Here is a 20000-nt window from a genome sequence, read left to right as displayed (position 1 = left end):
TTCTCGAAAGGACATCTTAGATAGCACTACCTGAATATGAGCTATCCCGGTACTGTATCTCTAAGACTGTCTTCCCTAGAACGCATGGCAATGATAATCATTATCAATATCACTTGTAAAGTGTTTTTTTATTGATTAATAACCCTACTAAAATAAATTTTATCCTTTATATTTAATAGGTTATTAGGTAAGCCATTGACAGGAAAAACAAATGATCGAGATTATAATTAGAGCCGCGACACCGCTAGACGTAGAAGAATTGCACAAATTACATACGCATCCACAGGTCTACGCACAAACGTTGCAGTTGCCATATGCCACAACAGAGATTTGGGAAAAACGACTGGTTCACACCCCCGTCGGCCACTATCATCTCGTCGCCGTGTGTGAAGACCGAATAGTTGGATGCATTAGTCTGGAAGCTTACCAACGCCCTCGAATGCGCCATAGCGGCACCTTCGGAATTAGCGTTCACTATGATTTTCAGGGGCAAGGCGTGGGCCGTAAACTCATGACGGCAATGGTAGAGTTGGCCGATAAATGGCTCGATTTAAAACGCATTGAGCTTACGGTATATACCGATAATGCGGGAGCCATCGCATTGTATAAAAAATTTGGCTTTGAAATTGAAGGAACCAGTCGCGGCTATGCTTATCGCGACGGGCAGTATGTTGATGTTTTTCATATGGCACGCTTACGTACGCTCACCCACTAACACCGCTTTATGGCTAACCAAATAACGGCAGAAATTGGCGTGATTCGTTAGCCCAAGCTTACGCATAGCGCTGCGCTTATGCCCACTGATGGTTTTTTCACTCACCTTTAATCTGCGTGCAATCTCTCCGATACTTTGGCCCTGCTGCAGACAACTCATCACTCTCTCTTCGCTGCGAGTAATCTGTACACTATCCTGCCCCATACTCTTCTCTAGAAAACGTCTTATTGCGTCACTACGCACAACAGCGCCCGAGAAGAGGTGATGCATAATCGCCTCACGTAGTACAGAAAGCGGCTCTTGTTTCGACAAAAGAGTATAAGTTTTATAGGACATAACCCTAGATAAAACATAAGGATCTTCTGAACGAGTCAATACGATCACCGGCAGATTAGGAAATGATACTTTCAATAATTGAAGTGTATCCAACGCACCCGATAACCCATATTCAAAAGGAACTATCTCAATGATTAAGGCATCAAAAGGTTTTAGCCTTTGCTCACTGATAAACTGAGAACATAAGTCGAATAGTTGACATTTTACCTTGATACCTTTCAGACAACTGTATATTCCCATCGCATCAACATATGAAGTTTCAACCAATGCAACTCTTAACATTTTATTCCCAAGAAAAATTAAATGAGGAAAAAACGGATTTCAAATTATTCTATAAATTTGCAATTCCATGTATAAATTCTTATAGAAAATAAATAGCAGGACTCTCAAGAAAACTATATCACTCTAATTTGTTATAAATACATGAACATTTCTGGTATGTTTTGTTTCTATTTAATCACAAATCAATAGAATTATTATCTAACATACTGGTAATTATTAGTGATATAAACCAAATAATTGCCATTATACAAGCTCAATAAATCGATTTATTGTCATTTGCAGATCAATATAATTATAGGTTATACAATTAGCATAGTGGATTAGTATCATGACATTATGGTCAATCTATATATAATGATTCTGGAGTACTAAAAAACACCTTTATGCTTATGGGATTAAATACCCATATTTCGGTATTACCTATTCACCTTACAAAGAAAAATATGAAAAAAAACAATTTAGAAAAAGAACTATTTCTTTATAGCTCACACATACAAAAGCTACCCAATTTCAGAAAATGTGTTGAAAAGCACTATGACTTAATGTTATCAATGTGTAAAACACATCCATTGTTTTATAAAACGATGTTTAAGGATACTCGCTTTAATATTGCGATTACCGTTCTATGCTTTTATTTCACTCAAAAAGCCCCTACATTATCTGATGTAAAGAACTATTGTGTTAACCACGGACTAGGAAGTCATAACAGCTTAGAATCATTGATGTTTTTCCTCAGAGTTGGCGGAAGATTAAATGTATTCAAAAGCGAAAAAGACAAGCGGATTCTGTTGTTTAACCCCACAGAAAAAGGGTTAAACGAAACTCGGCGTTATTTAGCTAACTCACTCGCCATTTTTCCTGAATTGCTACCTAATTATCGGTTAGAAAAAAACCATTTGGATAGCTATGAGGGATTAGAAAAATTCTTTATCCGCTGTGCTGAACTGTTCTTTAATGAAGTTATTGTGAGCAACATTCTTCCTGACTCTCAGATTTTTTTATTGAAAGATGCGGGACATATGATCTTCATCCGTCTTTACCTTGAAGCATTAAAACAAAAGGAAAATCCCGGAGTCGCAACAACTATTTCCTACAGCCAAATTGCCAAAGAAACTTCTGTTTCGCGTACACATTTAAGGAGAATTGTTGATGCCGCGGCCAAGAAATCTCTGATGACACCACATGAAAATATGACGCTGACGTTACATGATTCGTTCATCACTCTCGCTGAGGAATATATGGGGCTGTACTTCGCTTTTGTTTTGTACTGTTTAGAGATTAATCCTAGTGATGAAAAATCGATATAGAATGCTATCAGCGAATTGACGCTTCATTTTTGTGATACAAATATGCCTAATTATCACTTAAATGACTACTTAATCGCTCGGGTGTAATCCCAAGAATTACCTTCATCGTTAATGAGTGAAAATGATATTGTCTCATTCATAGTATTAAGCGTTGGAGGTAATGGAATCTGACGGTGGCTCTTTGGCGGTAATACTCCTATATCCAAAGGAATATTACGTATTGTCACACCAATAATGCTCAGATAATACTGCGTTGGATTTTCAATATTGAGGACACCGTTTTGTCGCTGAAACCTAATTTTATTTCCTACCGATTCTTGTAGGTGCGAGATCCCCGATGGGCGTAAAAAAAGCTTCATCTGTGTGCGCAGCGCTATGGTCACTTTTTGCGTAGATTCACCAGACATACGCGGTGGAATCTCATAGATATTCAGCCAATACATCGACTCTCGCTCTTTTGGCAATGTGCTATCTATCACCATCAAGCGTAGGCTTTTCATCTCTTCAGGTTGTAATTTGAATACCGCAGGTAAAACCAAGATCGGTGAAGTACTTTTATCCGGAGTCGACTGCGGATCGCCATTATCAGACCAAGCCTGCACCACCACAGGGTAACTATTTTTATTCACAAGCTGTAAAGATGCCTCAGTTTCTCCATCGTTAAACACCACTCGAGTGGCTTCCGCGTTGACGGCGGCCTGTGTGCTCTCGGAGGCTAGCAGGATGAAAAATACGCCACCGATAAAACTACTGAATACGGATAAGAATCTGCGCATGCGCTTGATAGCTCCCTGCCGTTAGTTCATCACCACCGAACTTCTCTAACTGTGCCATAAACGTTTCGGTGTAGCTGTTGATCCCTTGAGCCGTATTTGAATCCACCAATGTTTGGTCGCCACCCAGAATCGGTGACCAGCCCGTTGTTTTCGTCGTATCTGTCGTCAAAAACTGCATTGGCTGGTTACTGCGATAAATTTTCACCCCAACTCCTCGCGCATGACCAGCCGCACCGTACTGTTCATCTAACAAATAGTTAGCTGCCCCAGAGGTAATCAAACCATATTTGGTCGCAGCGGCAACACTCGCAGGCGGAGCCAAAAATCCCAAGGCAATTTGTCCTGTTTTCAATCCCGAGGTTGCTGCCGACTGGCACTGAAAGTCCAATGTAAACGGTGACTGACTGACCTCGCCGGCCTGTAAAGCGCTAATATTAATCGCGGGTAAAGTGACTACCGGAGTAAAGTTACTCACTTTGCAGGTCGCTCCTCGTCGGAACGTCACATAGTTATATAACCCTATCGACGCAGGCCACGTTCCATACCACCCTGGGAAACTGGTTTGAGAGTCAGCGCCGTCGGCAGGTCCAGTAATCCCTGGCCCACGAAACGCAATATAGGCATTTGGCTGGGTATAAGCGTATAAGTAGCTGGCCGCATTATTCGTACCGGAGCGGGCGTAGTTCAAACGAAATATCTCGGTTTGTACTGCACTGAAATTCTTTGCTTTAACCAGTAATCTTCCTTGGCTATCCGTATCGAGCCCAGTAAGTGGGCGAGATTTCCAGATTTTGTCGTAAAACTCACCGGTTTCCATATTAGTAAAACGAATAGCAATATTACGCACATAGGTGGCATAGGCTTTCGGAGCAACACCAGTGATACTGCCGTCATCATACATCCCCGCATACACCGCATCGCCGTTGGTCGCATAAACCTCATAAACCTTACCAGCGTCTGCGGCATCACAGCGAAATAGCACCTGTTCGCTCACGTATCCCGAATTAACCGCATAGGAGGTGAAGGGAGCAACACTGGATGCCAATAACGTCCCGTCGGGCTGGAAGTCATTGCTCGTGCTGATATCCACAACGCTCGGCAGCCCTAGAGATCCGTTGTTATAGTCCAAACTGCCATACCATAGAGCGCCTACGCCATCGTTGGTACTGCTCAGTTGTGATTGAGCCGTAATTTTTGTGCATTGTGCAATGGCGGATGAAGACATCATCAGCAGGAAAAACGTGGATATCATCCCTGCCCTGACTTTTATCCCGAACATATCATTCCCCTTAATGAACAACACATTGCCCAGCGACAGAAACGAGCTCCTGCTGCTCTGAAGATTCTGGTAATACATAACTCACACGGCACATTTCTTGAGGGCTATCCCCCCACTTAACCGTCAGTATTCCCTGTCGTTCACGCACACGAGCATAAATTAGGCTGGCTTGGCCAGACATTCCCACCACATTATTCTGATCGTCGAGCACGCTAGCCCCCATCGGCAGGGCTTCTGTACCGTTGATTTTGGCCTTGATTAGCACGCCATAACCGCTCAGGGTATCGAAAGATGCTTTCACTGCGGCGCCAGCATAGGGAATAACTCGGCTTTGAGTACTTTTGAGCTCCGTATGCTTATTGATCCCCTTCGGATCAAGACTGATCGTGTTATATCGGTATGGCGTTAGCGAAGGAACGATGGCGTAGCCGTTGCTATCAATACGCGCACCTTGTCCATTTTTAACTAATGCTCCCTTCGCGCCTTTTGCTTCAACCAGTCCAAACGTTTCACTCAGGTATGGGCCAAGTGTGATCCCTCCGCGGTGAATAACCGCAGCACCACGCCCACCAACGCCCCACTGAGTGTAATCACTGGACGCTGAGTAACTCCCGTTAAGCGTGCCGAACGCTGAGTTTTTTTGCAGATTCGCGCCCCAGTTTTTAGTGCTACCGGCCTGACTTTCTCGATTTTGCTGATATCCCGCATATACGGAATAATTCAATGTTCCTGCGTCGTCTAACATACCTGATACCGACGTTTGCCCTGAATTACCTGAGCTGTCAGCATGGCTAAGTGACGTGGATATATAGTTGTCCCGTCCGCCAAACGACAATGGGATTGAGAAAGTTAACGTAATCAAATTCTCAGTATTTCCTAAATAGCTACGGCTGCGCCCTTGCTCTGAGCCATCCATATCTATCTGATTGCGGTATACCGACTGCTGGCGACTAATTGCCAAGTTATAACTGATGTTCTTCCAACTGTTGGAATAGCCCACTTGGAGTTGCGTGTTACGCGATTGATTATCGTAGTAATCCATCACCGAACCGGATAAATACAGGCTCCCATAATCTCCTAACGACTGGTTGATCATCGCTGTAAATTGGTTACGCTGATTTAGGGTGTCCGATTTGAATACATTATTAGAGCCGTGCTTTTTGCTAGCTCTTTCACCCAGCACATCACTCAATTCACGATAACCTTCCGTAGAATAGCGGTATCCAGCTAAGGCCACGTTAGTTCCGGTATAGTCGAATGTACGGCTATAAGATGCCTGCACTCGCCAGCCTGATTGGCTTTGATTATCATCAATTTGGGCATGTGACCACGTGGTATTAAGACCAAAGGCACCTAGCCAATGACTCCATACGCCACCGGCTAAAATCGCCTGATAATCGTCAGCAATACGCAAACCAAGGTTTCCCGTAAAACTATTGGAAATACCGCGCTCATAGGTAAAATCGCCAAACAGATTTTGTGTATCGCCATAGTCACGCGCACGCCCAACAACCGCGTTATAACGGCTTACGCCAGGACGCATTGAATCGGGTACGGCAGAAAATGGCACGGTGAACGTTGAACTCCGACCATCCGCTTCAATAATTTCGACCTTTAGGTCACCCTCATAGTGAGTGCTACTGAGATCGTCAATAACAAACGGCCCCTGCGGAACGTTGGTTTCATAAATCGTGCGACCGTTTTGGCTCACCACGACACGGGCATTGGTTTGAGCCGTACCCCGAATCTCAGGCGCATAGCCACGGCGAGACTGCGGCCACATGCGCTGATCGGTTTCAAGCTTGACGCCGTTATACGCCATACTGCCAAACAGCGATCCGCCGCTGTAACTTTGGCCGATCATTAGGTTGCTATCCAGAGCCGCAATCGGCCTTTGCATATAGGTTTGTAGCGACTGCCATTGATAGCGAGAACGGCTTGGTGATTGGCTATAGGTTGCCGAAGATTGCTGACGCAGCTGCCACAGCCCCAGATTGATACCCGACTTTAGCCCAAGAAAACCATACTGGCTGGTGCCTCCAGAACCCGAACGGTATCGGCTTTGATAATAGTTAGTGCTGTAGTTGAGAAACATCAGCGACTCCCCAGCATCCCAGCTTTCAACAGGCACAGCATCACGCGGAGAGCGAGTTAATAGCGCTTGAGGAATATACAAATCCAATCGTAAGCGCGGTTGATCAAACGACCAACTGGCTCCCTTGACTAAGGCTTCAGGGCTTTTGCACTGGCTCTTAGCCAACTCATCACCCTGCGGCAATGCACTTTCATTTACACCCGATTGGACGTAAAACTCGCGACTCAGACAAGGTTCGCTCTCTTTTTGAGCTGAGTTGTTAACAAAATCCACGCTGTCACGCTGTATAAAACGACCATTGAGATAAATATCCACTGAATACTTTCCCGCAGGGGTATTATTATCAGCGTTAAAACGCTTTAAACCTTTGCCAAAATCACCACCAAGGAACAGAGACTCATCAAAGGTGTATTGGCTATTTTCTGCAGCCCATGAACAAACGCTCATTGGAAATAGGGCATAGGTCACCCATGAGGCTATTTTGCGATGATTCATTAAAACACCCTCTCATTCCATGAGGCGCAGAAGGATACGATCACAACTGGTAACGCTGTGTTATTTTCGCCCCTTGATCATTTATATAATTAATAGTCAATGCGGAATTTGAGAACCTATGACTAAGAGGCCACCTTTCCGTACTAAACGGAGCAATCATTCTACTACCGAGCTGAGCAACCTTATTTTCAGATAGAATACTTGCTCCAGAAATGGAGAGGTAGTAACCACTATTATTATTTACTTCCAGTACGTAAGAATTTCCTTGCTGAATTATTTTTGGTTTTACATTCTGAGCAATATCCGCTGGCGATGTTGCTATTCCGGCGGGGCGATAAAACACCTTTACTCTATTACGCAACATGATCAGCATTTGATTACTGCTGCTTTTTGCTTCTCTGGGTGGGATCTGCAAAAAATTAAGGTAAAAAATGGATTCTCGATCTTGGGGTAATTCCCCACCTGAGAACATCAACCGTACTGTTTGACCGGCTTTAGCGGCCATTTTAAAAAACGGCGGCGTAATGATGAATGGGGCTTGTCCAGTATCAGGTGTTGAATCTTCATTGCCGCTGTCCATCCACACCTGAATCACATTAGGAAAATCATCATGGTTCGTCAGTTGAATGTTCACCTCCTTGTTTTGCGCGGGATAGATAACCCGGTTCCCTGTCATGACTACGCTTGCCTGTGCAGCCACAATCCAAAGAAGTGCAAAAGTGCATCCTGCAATAACATTCCTAACAAATAACATATTGTTGTTCCTAAACAATAAGTAGGCCGGCGTACCGGCCTACATCAATTACTGGTAAGAAATCGCGTACTGTAATGAACCCGCTACGGTGCCAGCAGTAGCTGCTGCCGTAGCGTAATACTGCACGGCAAAGTCATGCGTCGCTTCGGTATCGCCTTGTTTCAGAACCAAGCCATCAACACTTTGTGGACTCGTTAAGTTAATACCCGCGGTGTCTTGGGTGCTTTTCAAAATCTGTAATTCAACGTTTCCAGCGCCACCGGTATTCCCTAAATTACCGCTATTAGTCACGTTATTTCCGACAAAAACGGTTTTAATGTTGGTGTCTGCTGCATCATTTTTAGTGCAGCCAGTAACGCCCAGCGTAAATACTGTCTGGCCAGCAACATCACCTGGATTAGCCAATTCTGTCGCTGCTACCGTAGGCAATAAAACAATCGGGCTAGCATCATTTCCATTAATAGACACCGAACACGTTTGAGCGGTAACTTCACCTTGGAAAGTAATAGTATTCGCACTGATTGCCATTGCTGAAGAGGAAACAAAACAGCCCGCGATGAATGCGATAGGTAATATTGTCTTATTCATTGATTCTATCCTTTTATCTATAATGACTATTATCGTTATTTTCACTTAACGATTTTATTAAATCTAAATCCCTGTTTTTCTAGTCGCTAGAATAAAAACGGGCTATTGGGTTTCTACTCCAGAGTGGCGCGCCCCACTCTGGAGTAAAAACCTAGACCGCATTATCCATCTGAGAAAACTAAATATTAAAAATAATGTGGAGACTACAATAAAAAACTGTATGCATCCCCTTCATCCGCATAGGACAAATACAAATTTAAATGCTTTCGCGTAGCAAAAATCCTCCTCACAGACGAGAAGAAAATAGCAGTTTAAGCAAATGATTTATTGTTTATGTCTTAATTCTATTTAGCTCAACCTTTGAATAATGTGGGTGAAAAGTAAGAAAAAGACTAACAGAGTGGTCAGAAGATTCCTATACCCACAAAGTGAATAAGGTGTTAATTAAATGTTATTTCATTCGAAAGATCAGGTCATTTCAGATGTTCTAGAAATTCAATCCATGAATGTAAAATATAAAAACATCATATTTTACATATGATTAACTACGCAGCGCGGCACCTCCGGTGGCGTTCCCCCCTACAAATCGTCCCTTTTTTGTTCAGGGTGTACATTTTTGGGGTCATCTCTAAAAACGCTGTTTTACATAAAACACCAGAGTGTAATCACGATCAATTTTTGCAAAAAACAGATCCATTCTCCCCTTTTATGCCTGATTGCAGGTGGCAGCAAAATAACTTGCGTTGACTATTGGTTTAGCAAATGAACCTTTACACACTACGCAACCGGGCTTATAGTTTCGGCAGTTAATCAACGGAGATTCCTTCATTGGAAAGTCAGAGTAGTAATCAACTCAGTAGTGACATAACACTGGCAAGCTGACCATCTCCTCAGATGTTTTGCTTGCCGGACTCGGCGGGCAGCATCACTTCTCACATCAAGAACTGTTGCAGACCCACTAAAAAGTGCCTCGTCGGTGATTATACCGAGAGGACTGTATGCGGACAGTTATCATGCAAATTTACACTCGCGCTCTATTTCCTCCAGGCAAAGCCTAACGATGTGAGTAATGGGTAACGTTTAACGTCGCCGATTTTCTCGCACCCTGTTTTCTTGTCGCTGTGACCTACGACAGGGGGCTTATCAGTGCCCATCATTTAGCTTGATGAACGCGATAAGCAACGAGCGTAATCATTTCCAGTACCAACCGTATCTCGCCGTGAGGCGTAAGGAGCCAATATGGACGAGCACCCCAGAAGCAACGTTATCCGCGTTGCACGGGCTGACGTGAGTTAAATCCGTCCCTAATCTGCAACGCATACTTTTAGCCTTAGGCTAACTAAGACATTTAGCGAAAGAAAACTCCTCATTTTGGGGCGGGTTTCTGCACGCTAAAATTAGCGATGAGTATTGTGTTATGGCCCAGATGATCGAACAAACTGCTGAAAAACGCAGCCGCAAAAATAACAAGAAAGCCACCTATCTGATTGCAGAAGAATCTGTGGTCAGCCTAGATGCAACTTTGTCTAATCTTTCCTCTAACCTCAATGGATTAGAAGAGGAAGACGCACGCGAACGCCTGCTGGAAACAGGTCCCAATCAGGTAGCTCATGAAAAAGTGCCGCCGGCTTTGGTGCAGCTAATCAGTGCGTTTAATAATCCATTTATCTTTGTACTGATGGTGCTTGCTGCGATCAGTTTCTTCACCGACTATTGGCTGCCGCTACAACGCGGTGAAGAAACAGATCTCATCGGGGTGATCATCATTTTAATCATGGTGTCTTTGAGTGGATTACTGCGCTTCTGGCAGGAGTTTCGCACTAATAAAGCCGCCGATGCGTTGAAATCCATGGTGAGAACCACCGCCACCGTTCTACGCCGAGCTCATCCAGCAGCAAAAACCGAATGCAAAGAGATCCCTCTGCAAGACTTGGTACCGGGCGATATCATTCTGCTCTCCGCAGGAGATATGGTTCCAGCCGACGTTAAATTGATCGAATCTCGCGATCTGTTTATCAGCCAAGCCGTGCTAACCGGCGAGGCGATCCCGATTGAGAAATACGACGTCACCGCCAGCGTTAGTCAAAAATCCTGCGACACTGGTAGCAGTGAAGGCGATCTGCTGGAGTTATCCAACATCTGTCTGATGGGAACAAACGTGGCCAGCGGCACCGCCAAAGCGGTCGTGGTCGCTACGGGGGCAAAAACCTACTTTGGTTCACTGGCAAAATCTATCGTCGGCACTCGTTCGCAAACCTCGTTTGACCGTGGGGTAAACAGCGTAAGCTGGCTGTTAATTCGCTTCATGCTAGTGATGGTGCCAGTCGTTCTCCTGATCAACGGCTTCACCAAAGGTGATTGGGCCGATGCCGCACTGTTTGCTTTAGCGGTTGCCGTGGGCTTGACCCCTGAAATGCTGCCGATGATCGTAAGCTCAAACCTTGCCAAAGGTGCGATCGCGATGTCTCGCCGCAAAGTCGTGGTTAAGCGTTTGAACGCCATCCAGAATTTCGGCGCAATGGACGTCCTGTGCACCGATAAAACCGGTACGCTGACTCAGGACCGTATCATTCTCGAACACCATATAGACATCAATGGGCGCGAGAATAAAGAGGTGCTTCAACTGGCGTGGCTGAATAGCTATCACCAAAGCGGCATGAAAAATCTGATGGATAAAGCGGTGATTCGCTTCGGCCGCGCGCGTCCTGAAGTTGAAGCAATGGCGCGCTTTAGCAAGATTGATGAGCTGCCTTTCGATTTCATTCGTCGTCGTCTATCTATTGTGGTCAGCGACGAGCATCGCCGCCACACGCTGATTTGCAAAGGTGCCGTTGAAGAAATGCTGGCTATCGCCACCCATATCAGCGATGACGGCAATATTTTACCGCTCGATGAGAAGGCGCGTGCCGAGCTGCTGCAGTTAGCAACCCACTACAACGAACAAGGCTTCCGCGTGCTCATGGTGGGAACTCGTGATTTGGGTATCGATGGTTGCGTATTCCCACTCAGCAACAGCGATGAACGCGATTTGGTCATCTGCGGATTACTGACGTTCCTCGATCCACCAAAGGCATCTGCCGCAGAAGCGATCACTGCGCTGCGCGAAAATGGCGTCATGGTCAAAGTGTTGACCGGTGATAACCCAATCATCACCAGCAAAATTTGCCGTGATGTGGGCTTAGAACCCGGTGAACCCTTGCTAGGCAGCGAAATTGAAGGAATGAGCGACGAGCAACTATCACTGTTAGCGGAGCAGCGTACCGTCTTTGCCAAGCTCACGCCGCTGCAAAAATCTCGCGTACTTAAAGCGCTGCAGGGCAACGACCATACCGTTGGCTTCCTCGGTGATGGTATCAATGATGCACCAGCGCTGCGCGATGCCGACGTCGGTATCTCAGTCGATACGGGCACTGATATCGCGAAAGAGTCAGCCGATATTATCCTGCTGGAAAAAGATCTGATGGTGCTGGAAGAAGGTGTGATCACCGGACGAGAAACCTTCGGCAATATCATTAAATACCTGAATATGACCGCTAGCTCCAACTTCGGCAACGTGTTCTCCGTTCTGGTGGCAAGTGCCTTTATCCCATTCTTACCAATGTTGGCGATTCAGCTGTTACTGCAAAACCTGATGTACGACATCTCACAGCTCTCTTTGCCGTGGGATAAAATGGACAAAGAATTCCTGCGTAAACCGCGTAAATGGGATGCAAAAAATATTGGACGTTTCATGTTATGGATTGGGCCAACGTCGTCTATTTTTGACATCACGACCTACGCCATTATGTGGTTTGTGTTTGCTGCCAATAGCATCGAACATCAGGCATTGTTCCAGTCTGGCTGGTTTATTGAAGGGCTACTGTCACAAACACTCGTTGTGCATATGCTGCGTACTCAAAAAATCCCGTTTATTCAAAGCACTGCGGCGCTGCCGGTAATGCTAACAACGGGGCTAATTATGGCGCTGGGTATTTATATTCCCTTCTCACCGCTCGGCACTTGGGTTGGTTTGCAGCCGTTGCCATGGCAGTATTTCCCATGGTTAGTGGGTACGCTGTTCAGCTATTGCGTTGTTACTCAACTGATGAAGCGCTTCTACATTCGTCGCTTCGGGCAGTGGTTCTAAACTAGCACTTCTATTTACTCTCTAAGCTGCGGCAGTGATGTCGCAGCTTTTTAACTGCAATATCGCTTATTACTCACATTCTCTTTTTCAATTTCTCCCCTTCGGCACTTCTCGCATACTCAACAAACCTTGCGGCATTATATTCTCGTGTCAGGCCAGCATATTTCATGCCTAGCCACTGCTCACAACTTAAGGAAAGCCGCTATGCAAGCATTTTGGGAAGACCGTTTGATAATTGCCGATTTAATGACGGGTTGGATGCACCGCGATCTCGCCGAATGGGACAAAATGCTAGAGCTATTCCATACAGATGGCATCATTGAGGTCACCTGGTTTGAAGGGTTGTTTACTGATTTCGTAAAAGGCTCGCAGCGCATGGGCGGCTCAGCGCTGGTGACCAAACATCTCATCAGCTCACCGATGATTGAATTTCACGGTGATAAAGCCATCGCAGAAACTAACGCCATGATTGTGATCGAAAATGCGCAGATGAGACTCGGCGCTACCGTCCATAATCGTTTTTACGATTGGGTAGAAAAACGTAACGGTGTATGGAAAATTACCCGCCGTCAGGCAATTTACGATTTTGGTTCGTTTAATTTCCCTCAAGGAATTATCGACATCGATACTGCCTGTGCTAACAAATATCCGATTGCCTACGCGCCGCTTGCCTATTTACTTGAGAAAAGTGGTTTTCCGGTAGAGCGTGAATTTGCCACCAAGGGCAGTCATTTAGAAACCACAATGAAGGCCGAAGGGCAGGCTTGGTTGAAAGGATAATAATAATAATAAAGGTAGCCTGACTCCGCTCCGGTCTGGAGCGGAAGTCTCAATGTCACACATTCGCCACCGCTTGCGCACAGGCCCAAGCGGAACTCCATGCCCATTGGAAATTATAGCCACCGAGCCAGCCCGTCACATCAACCACTTCGCCAATGAAAAACAGCCCCGGCACTTTATGTACCTGCATGGTTTTCGAGGAAAGCTCGTGGGTATCAACGCCGCCCAACGTCACTTCTGCGGTACGATAGCCTTCGGTGCCATTCGGCACGACCTGCCATTCTTGTAATGTTTCAACTATCTGCACCTGCTGTGGAGCATTCAGCTGTTTAAGCGTGACGTCAGGAATTTGCCCCAACGTTTGTAAACATTCAACCAAACGCTTCGGTAGTTGTTTTGCTAGCGTATTTTTTAGGCTTTGATTTGGGTGCTCAGTGCGCTCCGCGTCCAAGAAAGCGGCAAGATCGCAATCCGGTAGCAGGTTGATTGTCACTTTCTCACCGGCTTGCCAGTAACTAGAAAGCTGGAGGATCGCTGGACCCGAGAGGCCACGATGGGTAAACAGAATACTCTCGCGGAAACTGGTGCCTGATTCAGCGGTGACTACCGATGGAACCGCTACGCCAGACAGCGTTTGCAGATGATCCAATAGTGGCTTATGCAGTGTAAACGGAACCAAACCCGCACGAGTCGGCAGCACGTTCAGGCCGAACTGCTCAGCAATCTTGTAGCCGAAAGGCGTCGCGCCCAATCCAGGCATCGACAAACCACCGCTCGCGATCACCAAAGATCGGCAGTTCACCTGTTCACCGTTAAGCTGAAGCGAAAATTCTCCGCTGTCTAAACGCTCAACGCTCAAGATTTCGCTGCGCAAACGAAGACTAACCTGCCCTAGCTCGCACTCTTTAAGCAGCATATCCACGATCTGTTCAGCGGAATCATCGCAAAACAACTGCCCCAACGTTTTCTCGTGATAAGCAATCTGGTAACGACTCACCAGCTCAATAAAATCCCATTGGGTATAGCGAGCCAGAGCCGATTTGCAGAAGTGTGGGTTCTGCGATAAATATGCCGCGGGTTCGGCATACATATTCGTAAAATTACAGCGACCGCCGCCCGACATCAGGATTTTTCGCCCTGCCTTTTTGCCGTTATCAACGACGAGAACGCGCTGACCGAGTTGCCCTGCTTGAGCCGCACAAAACAACCCCGCGGCACCAGCGCCGACGATCACTACATCAAAATTTTCCACACATAACCTCTTATTTCGTGGTTCTAAATGCAACCACGAACGCTAATACCGATTTTTCTAATATGAGCTACTCTGGTAATAAACGGCAAAACAAACCCAGACTCACGGCGGTGGATTGTAAACGGGGTAAATCCTCATCGCCAGCGCGAGAAAAAATTTATCTCGAAATATTCATACAACATACTGAAATGATAGGACTAATCCGAGATATGTATCTATTAACTGCGTGAATAAATCAAAAAAACGTCATATTTTGCTTTTCCCCAGCACGCGTTCTCGCAGATAATGCGCCGCGTTCATGACCACTAACTGGCGTAACGCTTATGCTACATCTATTTGCAGGGCTGGATTTTCACACTGGCCTCATGTTAGTCCTGGCACTGCTGTTTGTTCTGTTTTATGAAGCCATCAATGGTTTCCATGACACAGCAAACGCAGTCGCAACAGTTATCTATACTCGTGCACTTCGTTCGCAGATTGCGGTCGTTATGTCGGGTATTTTCAACTTCTTAGGTGTGATGTTGGGTGGCCTCAGCGTCGCCTACGCAATTGTGCACCTCCTTCCAACAGATTTGCTGTTGAACGTGGGATCGACTCACGGTCTAGCAATGATGTTCTCTCTGCTTTTAGCGGCGATTATCTGGAACCTCGGCACCTGGTATTTTGGTCTGCCGGCATCCAGTTCTCATACGCTAATCGGCGCGATTATCGGTATTGCACTGACTAACGCACTGATGACCAACACTTCCGTGGTGGATGCTCTCAACATTCCGAAGATGATAGAAATCTTCTTATCGTTGATTTTGTCCCCACTGATCGGCCTAGTACTGGCTGGTCTGATGGTATTTGCACTGCGTCGCTATTGGAGCGGAACGAAAAAACGTCGCCGCATCCATATGACACCTGCTGAACGTGAAAAGATTGATGGCAAACGCAAACCACCATTCTGGACGCGTATTGCCCTGATTCTGTCGGCGGTTGGCGTGAGTTTCTCTCACGGTGCTAACGATGGTCAGAAAGGCATCGGTCTGTTGATGCTGGTATTAATTGGTGTGGCTCCGGCCGGCTTTGTGGTTAACATGGACGCCACTGGCTATGACATCACCCGTACCCGTGATGCGATCACGCATCTGGAACAGTATTACCAGAAGCATCAGGAAGCCCTACCACATATCGTTGGTATTGAAGAGCATCAGCCAGTGGCACCAACCACCGGTAACAATGATTTCCATTGTGATTCTTCTCGTGCGCTGATTGCTATCGACCACAGCAAAGCTTTGCTGAATAACCTGCAACGTTATGATGAGCTAAGCGTCGATCAACGTAATCAAATGCGTCGTTTACTGATGTGTGTTGCAGATACCGCAGGTAAAGTGGCTAAGCTGCCTGAAACAGATGCTCAGGATAAGCGCTTCCTGAACGATCTGCGTAAAGATCTGCTGGAGACCGTTGAGTACGCACCGATGTGGATTATCGTTGCCGTTGCTTTGGCCCTGTCTCTGGGGACCATGATTGGCTGGCGTCGTGTGGCGACGACTATCGGTGAGAAGATTGGTAAGAAAGGCATGACCTATGCGCAAGGCGTTTCCGCGCAGATGACGGCTGCCATCTCCATCGGTGTAGCAAGCTATACCGGTATGCCGGTTTCAACCACTCAGGTGCTCTCTTCTGCGGTTGCGGGTACCATGATCGTGGACGGCGGCGGTGTTCAGAGTAAAACCATTAAGAGCATTCTGTTGGCATGGGTTCTAACCCTTCCGGTAGCGATTGTTCTTTCCGGTGGTCTGTACTGGCTAGCCCTGACTTTCGTAGTCTAAAGCTCGTTTAAACGATTAAAAAGCCCGTTTAATAAACGGGCTTTTTTTTGACTTACATTAGGCCTCTAATCAGAATAATACCGATAAACAGCGGGCCAATGTAACGCCAGGTAATGCGCAGACATGCTCGCCAAAAAGGAGAGATATCCTGCGGTACCAGCGTCGCAGCACGTGGCGACCAGCCAAAGACCAGGCAGATAATAATACCGAACAACGGCATCATCAGATTCGACGTCAAGAAATCCAACACATCAAACAGCGTTTTTCCAGCCAGCGTAAAACCGCTTAATTCGCCAAAGGACAAGGTCACAGGGATCCCCGCTAGCATAATACTTGCGGTAATAATCAGGCTCGCGTTACGGCGTGACCAGCCCCAGCGTCCTTGGGCAAAGGCCACGATATTCTCTAACAACGATATCGACGAGGACAGCGCTGCAACTAACAGCAACAAGAAGAAAGCCACCGCCAGAATACTTCCCCCCGGCAGATGAGCAAAGAAAACGGGCATGGTCATGAAGGTCAGCCCCGGCCCCGCAGCAGGATCTAATCCGGCTGAGCTTAATGCAGGGAAAATCATCAGCCCCGCCAACACACAAACCAGACACGACAATGTGACGACCCAAACACTAGAGCGCCCAATGCCTCGGCTATCTGGCAGATATGCGCCATAGGTAACATGAATCCCTAAACCAATGGACAGAGAGAAGAAAGCCAGCCCCAACGCATCCAGCACGCTTTTACCCGTCAGATGGCTAAAGTCTGGATACAGGAACATCTTCAGACCCGCACTGGAGCCCGGCAATGTCATCCCCACGACAATCAGCACCAGCATAATCAAGAATAACAAAGGCATCATGACCTTAACCGCTTTCTCAACGCCGCGCTGCACACCGCCCAACACCACATAGCACGTCAAGGCCGCAAACAATAAATGAGTGATAACCGGCAGGTAAGGATTGCTTATAAAATCAGTAAACAACGAATTCAACTGGCTGGAGTCCGTAATGTTCAGTTTGCCTGCTCCCGCCATGAACGTGTAGCCCACCGTCCAGCCCCCCACCACGCTATAGAAACTGAAGATGCACCATGAACACGTCACGCCCAGAACGCCTACCCAGCCCCAATGACGCCCCGCCAGCTGTTTGAAGGCCTTGACCACGCCTTCGCGCGTATGACTGCCCAGCAGTGTCTCAGCCATGAATACGGCCAGTCCCAGAGTAAAGCTGAACACCAAGAAAACAATCAGGAATGCACCGCCGCCATTGGTGGCAGAAACGTAGGGAAACTTCCAGATAGCACCAATGCCAATTGCCGAACCTGCTGCGGCTAAGATATGTCCAATCCGAGATGACCATTGCTGGCTCATGCAGACCTCCGCAGGGAGGGGATAATGCTGAACGTCATGTTGAAACTCCGGTGTTAAGAAAATGGTGCCGGAGGGTGCTAGAAACAACAAGGCCGCCCTTCCGGCGGCCTTGTTTAATATGGATGCGTGCAGGCCACCTAGCTGATAAGGAGAAGAAGGAGGCTGAGTTGGAGGTTAACTGTGTGCACGTTAGGATGTCCTAAAATTGAATACCGTTTCAAATTAATCAATGCACATCGTCCCTGCAATCATTATTTTCAGTTTTACCTTTTTGCAACATGCTGATACTGCATTTCACGCGTAGTGCTTATCTGCACCCTCGCCAGAACGAAGGTGCCATAATTTCATTAATATCAATTGTCTACTAATACCAAATCGCCATAGCGCACAGACATACCACGACGAGGCCACACAGTCCGCTGGTTAAAACAAACTGGCGACGCAAACGCTCACAGCGGCGAATAAACTCATCATCATGGTGATCGAGGTAGCGCTGAGCCTGAATATAACGCACTAAGCGCACTTGCTTACTAGGCTGTCCATGAGACGTAAAGAATCCGCCACCATCAACATATTGATAAAGCAGCGGATCACAACCGCGTAAAACAACCAGTAGCGCGCGTAGCGAGGAGTAATAACGCAGCATGTTAATCACGCACACAAGAAACAATGCCCAAAAAAGCGCGACGGTATTAATCATGATCTCCTCCCGGCATCCTCTCCAGCAAATAATGAGAGCTGTGAGATAACGGTGCCTTGTCTATTACTCGCCAGACAACCTTAGCCCGACAGTTTCGTCAGGCTAAACCACGATGTTTATTATCAAGGTAGGCAAAAGGCTAGTAGCACAATAACAAATCACGCTACGCGGCACTGCCTCATTAATCAGTTTAGGAAAAGAACGGAGAAACGGTATCGAGATCACAAAATTAATTTTGCTGATTTTATGATGAAACGCAGAATGCGCTAGCTAATGATTTAGCTTCGCTATTAATTCCTATAAAAAAACGGCGAAATAGAGAGAAAGCGAATAACAAAAGCAAAAAAAGGTGAAAATTTTTCCTCCTAAGATAATCAGCTCTTGCTTTACAACCGCGCTATCCTTATAAAAAACGGGTCTACTTTTTTTAGCTGCTGGCAAAAATGCTCTTTTCTTTAACCGCCTGAATTGGTGTTTTTTTCCTCACTTAACGTGTTTTTGCATTTAAAGTGAACCTTTTCAGCTGAAAGTATGTGCAGCCTTAGCGTAAAAGAGTAAAACAGTAGTTAAAAGCAATATGTTAAGAAATTTGCATTGTGAGTGTGAGCAGGACGACACCCTCGCAATCTGAACGATGCTAACATGCAGGCATGCAAGAGAAGCCAGGTAGCGACACCCAATGCCTGCTCCCCCGTTAACCGGCTTTATGGAAGGAGTAAACTTATGGCTTATAAACACATTCTGGTTGCTGTAGACCTTTCCCCAGAAAGTAACATCTTGGTTGAGAAAGCAGTATCTATGGCGCGCCCTTATGACGCTAAAGTTTCTCTGATTCACGTGGATGTTAACTATTCTGACCTGTACACCGGCCTAATTGACGTGAATCTGGGCGACATGCAGAAACGTATTTCTGACGAAACTCACCACGCCCTGACCGAGCTGTCTCAGAACGCAGGCTATCCAATTACGGAAACCCTGAGCGGGAGCGGTGATTTGGGTCAGGTACTGGTGGATGCGATTAAGAAATACGATATGGACTTGGTACTGTGCGGCCACCATCAGGATTTCTGGAGTAAGCTGATGTCTTCTGCTCGCCAGTTGATCAACACCGTACACATCGACATGCTGATTGTTCCATTGCGTGACGAAGATGAAGATTAAGTCTTAGTAAACTTCATCTTTCTTAAGTTTAGTTTTCAGCGCCCGCTTTGCGGGCGTTTTTGTTTTTGTGCTGCGTCGATGCTAAAGCGGGGGGACTCTGCGCGCTTATGGTGCCAGAGAGTAGGGATGAGGCCTTGTACTCTAGTTGTTTAGTGGAAATTTCGCCCGCTG

The 20000-nt window shown here is 46.3% G+C and carries 15 protein-coding genes; 6 read left to right on the top strand and 9 right to left on the bottom strand.

Features of this window, described 5'->3' with window-relative positions; translation table 11 throughout:
• Nucleotides 1-211: 211 nt before the first annotated feature.
• Nucleotides 212-715 (top strand): GNAT family N-acetyltransferase, encoded by a 504-nt coding sequence (locus M988_RS00945; protein ID WP_064572514.1) that lies wholly within the window; start codon nt 212-214, stop codon nt 713-715.
• Here M988_RS00945 and M988_RS00940 read toward each other — a convergent pair.
• A complete protein-coding gene (locus M988_RS00940) occupies nt 695-1333 on the bottom strand; it encodes a response regulator transcription factor (RefSeq protein WP_008815533.1) in 639 nt (212 codons plus the stop codon). The two genes, M988_RS00945 and M988_RS00940, sit on opposite strands and share 21 nt — an antisense overlap.
• 443 nt (nt 1334-1776) lie before the next feature.
• Between M988_RS00940 and M988_RS00935 the strand changes: the two genes are divergently transcribed.
• On the top strand, nt 1777-2640 hold the full coding sequence (locus M988_RS00935; RefSeq protein ID WP_227743538.1) for a hypothetical protein: 864 nt from the start codon (nt 1777-1779) through the stop codon (nt 2638-2640).
• 65 nt (nt 2641-2705) lie between these two features.
• Here the strand turns inward: M988_RS00935 and M988_RS00930 are convergent, their stop codons facing one another.
• Genes M988_RS00930 through M988_RS00910 form a run of 5 tightly spaced genes read right to left on the bottom strand, consistent with a single transcriptional unit; the run spans nt 2706 to nt 8627 of the window.
• Complete coding sequence (locus M988_RS00930) at nt 2706-3416, bottom strand: fimbrial biogenesis chaperone (RefSeq protein ID WP_008815535.1); 711 nt, start codon at nt 3414-3416, stop codon at nt 2706-2708.
• The gene (locus tag M988_RS00925) at nt 3388-4695 is read right to left on the bottom strand and encodes a fimbrial protein (protein WP_008815536.1); all 1308 of its coding nucleotides are present in this window, start codon (nt 4693-4695) and stop codon (nt 3388-3390) included. Before M988_RS00925 ends, M988_RS00930 begins: the two co-directional genes overlap by 29 nt.
• Before the next feature lie 10 nt (nt 4696-4705).
• Nucleotides 4706-7285, bottom strand: a complete 2580-nt coding sequence (locus tag M988_RS00920; protein ID WP_064572508.1) for a fimbria/pilus outer membrane usher protein — start codon at nt 7283-7285, stop codon at nt 4706-4708.
• A 40-nt stretch (nt 7286-7325) separates the two neighbouring features.
• Entirely contained in the window at nt 7326-8039 is a 714-nt protein-coding gene (locus M988_RS00915) for a fimbrial biogenesis chaperone (RefSeq protein WP_064572506.1), read from the bottom strand.
• Between the two features lie 48 nt (nt 8040-8087).
• On the bottom strand, nt 8088-8627 hold the full coding sequence (locus M988_RS00910; RefSeq protein WP_035502768.1) for a fimbrial protein: 540 nt from the start codon (nt 8625-8627) through the stop codon (nt 8088-8090).
• Between the two features lie 1426 nt (nt 8628-10053).
• Here M988_RS00910 and mgtA point away from each other — a divergent pair.
• Together mgtA and M988_RS00900 are read left to right on the top strand one after the other, a co-directional pair.
• Entirely contained in the window at nt 10054-12753 is a 2700-nt protein-coding gene (mgtA, locus tag M988_RS00905; protein ID WP_371272876.1) for a magnesium-translocating P-type ATPase, read from the top strand.
• Between the two features lie 204 nt (nt 12754-12957).
• Entirely contained in the window at nt 12958-13533 is a 576-nt protein-coding gene (locus M988_RS00900) for a nuclear transport factor 2 family protein (protein WP_064572504.1), read from the top strand.
• A gap of 55 nt (nt 13534-13588) precedes the next feature.
• Here the strand turns inward: M988_RS00900 and M988_RS00895 are convergent, their stop codons facing one another.
• Nucleotides 13589-14785 carry a BaiN/RdsA family NAD(P)/FAD-dependent oxidoreductase gene (locus M988_RS00895; protein ID WP_064572503.1) on the bottom strand — a complete coding sequence of 399 codons (1197 nt, stop codon included), beginning with the start codon at nt 14783-14785 and terminating at the stop codon, nt 13589-13591.
• 323 nt (nt 14786-15108) lie between these two features.
• On the opposite strand from M988_RS00895, the gene pitA reads away from it, so the two are divergent.
• On the top strand, nt 15109-16602 hold the full coding sequence (gene pitA, locus M988_RS00890; protein ID WP_008815543.1) for an inorganic phosphate transporter PitA: 1494 nt from the start codon (nt 15109-15111) through the stop codon (nt 16600-16602).
• A gap of 52 nt (nt 16603-16654) precedes the next feature.
• Here pitA and M988_RS00885 read toward each other — a convergent pair whose 3' ends face one another.
• Both M988_RS00885 and uspB read right to left on the bottom strand, forming a co-directional pair.
• Nucleotides 16655-17968, bottom strand: a complete 1314-nt coding sequence (locus M988_RS00885; protein WP_008815544.1) for a sodium-dependent transporter — start codon at nt 17966-17968, stop codon at nt 16655-16657.
• A gap of 364 nt (nt 17969-18332) precedes the next feature.
• Nucleotides 18333-18668, bottom strand: a complete 336-nt coding sequence (uspB, locus tag M988_RS00880; protein ID WP_008815545.1) for a universal stress protein UspB — start codon at nt 18666-18668, stop codon at nt 18333-18335.
• A gap of 723 nt (nt 18669-19391) precedes the next feature.
• Between uspB and uspA the strand changes: the two genes are divergently transcribed.
• Nucleotides 19392-19829, top strand: coding sequence for a universal stress protein UspA (uspA, locus tag M988_RS00875; protein ID WP_008815546.1), 438 nt, complete (start codon nt 19392-19394; stop codon nt 19827-19829).
• Nucleotides 19830-20000: the final 171 nt, after the last annotated feature.

It is taken from the genome of Hafnia paralvei ATCC 29927 (assembly GCF_001655005.1).
Taxonomy (GTDB): Bacteria; Pseudomonadota; Gammaproteobacteria; order Enterobacterales; family Enterobacteriaceae; genus Hafnia; species Hafnia paralvei.
Note: the sequence above shows the minus strand (reverse complement) of the source record. Positions and strands in the feature narration are given on the sequence as shown.

Coding starts and splice junctions, on each gene's coding strand:
- M988_RS00910 (WP_035502768.1), bottom strand. CDS start 8,627: ATGAATAAGACAATATTACCTATCGCATTCATCGCGGGCTGTTTTGTT.
- M988_RS00930 (WP_008815535.1), bottom strand. CDS start 3,416: ATGCGCAGATTCTTATCCGTATTCAGTAGTTTTATCGGTGGCGTATTT.
- M988_RS00900 (WP_064572504.1), top strand. CDS start 12,958: ATGCAAGCATTTTGGGAAGACCGTTTGATAATTGCCGATTTAATGACG.
- M988_RS00945 (WP_064572514.1), top strand. CDS start 212: ATGATCGAGATTATAATTAGAGCCGCGACACCGCTAGACGTAGAAGAA.
- mgtA (WP_371272876.1), top strand. CDS start 10,054: ATGATCGAACAAACTGCTGAAAAACGCAGCCGCAAAAATAACAAGAAA.
- M988_RS00935 (WP_227743538.1), top strand. CDS start 1,777: ATGAAAAAAAACAATTTAGAAAAAGAACTATTTCTTTATAGCTCACAC.
- M988_RS00940 (WP_008815533.1), bottom strand. CDS start 1,333: ATGTTAAGAGTTGCATTGGTTGAAACTTCATATGTTGATGCGATGGGA.
- M988_RS00920 (WP_064572508.1), bottom strand. CDS start 7,285: ATGAATCATCGCAAAATAGCCTCATGGGTGACCTATGCCCTATTTCCA.
- uspB (WP_008815545.1), bottom strand. CDS start 18,668: ATGATTAATACCGTCGCGCTTTTTTGGGCATTGTTTCTTGTGTGCGTG.
- M988_RS00915 (WP_064572506.1), bottom strand. CDS start 8,039: ATGTTATTTGTTAGGAATGTTATTGCAGGATGCACTTTTGCACTTCTT.
- M988_RS00885 (WP_008815544.1), bottom strand. CDS start 17,968: ATGAGCCAGCAATGGTCATCTCGGATTGGACATATCTTAGCCGCAGCA.
- pitA (WP_008815543.1), top strand. CDS start 15,109: ATGCTACATCTATTTGCAGGGCTGGATTTTCACACTGGCCTCATGTTA.
- uspA (WP_008815546.1), top strand. CDS start 19,392: ATGGCTTATAAACACATTCTGGTTGCTGTAGACCTTTCCCCAGAAAGT.
- M988_RS00925 (WP_008815536.1), bottom strand. CDS start 4,695: ATGTTCGGGATAAAAGTCAGGGCAGGGATGATATCCACGTTTTTCCTG.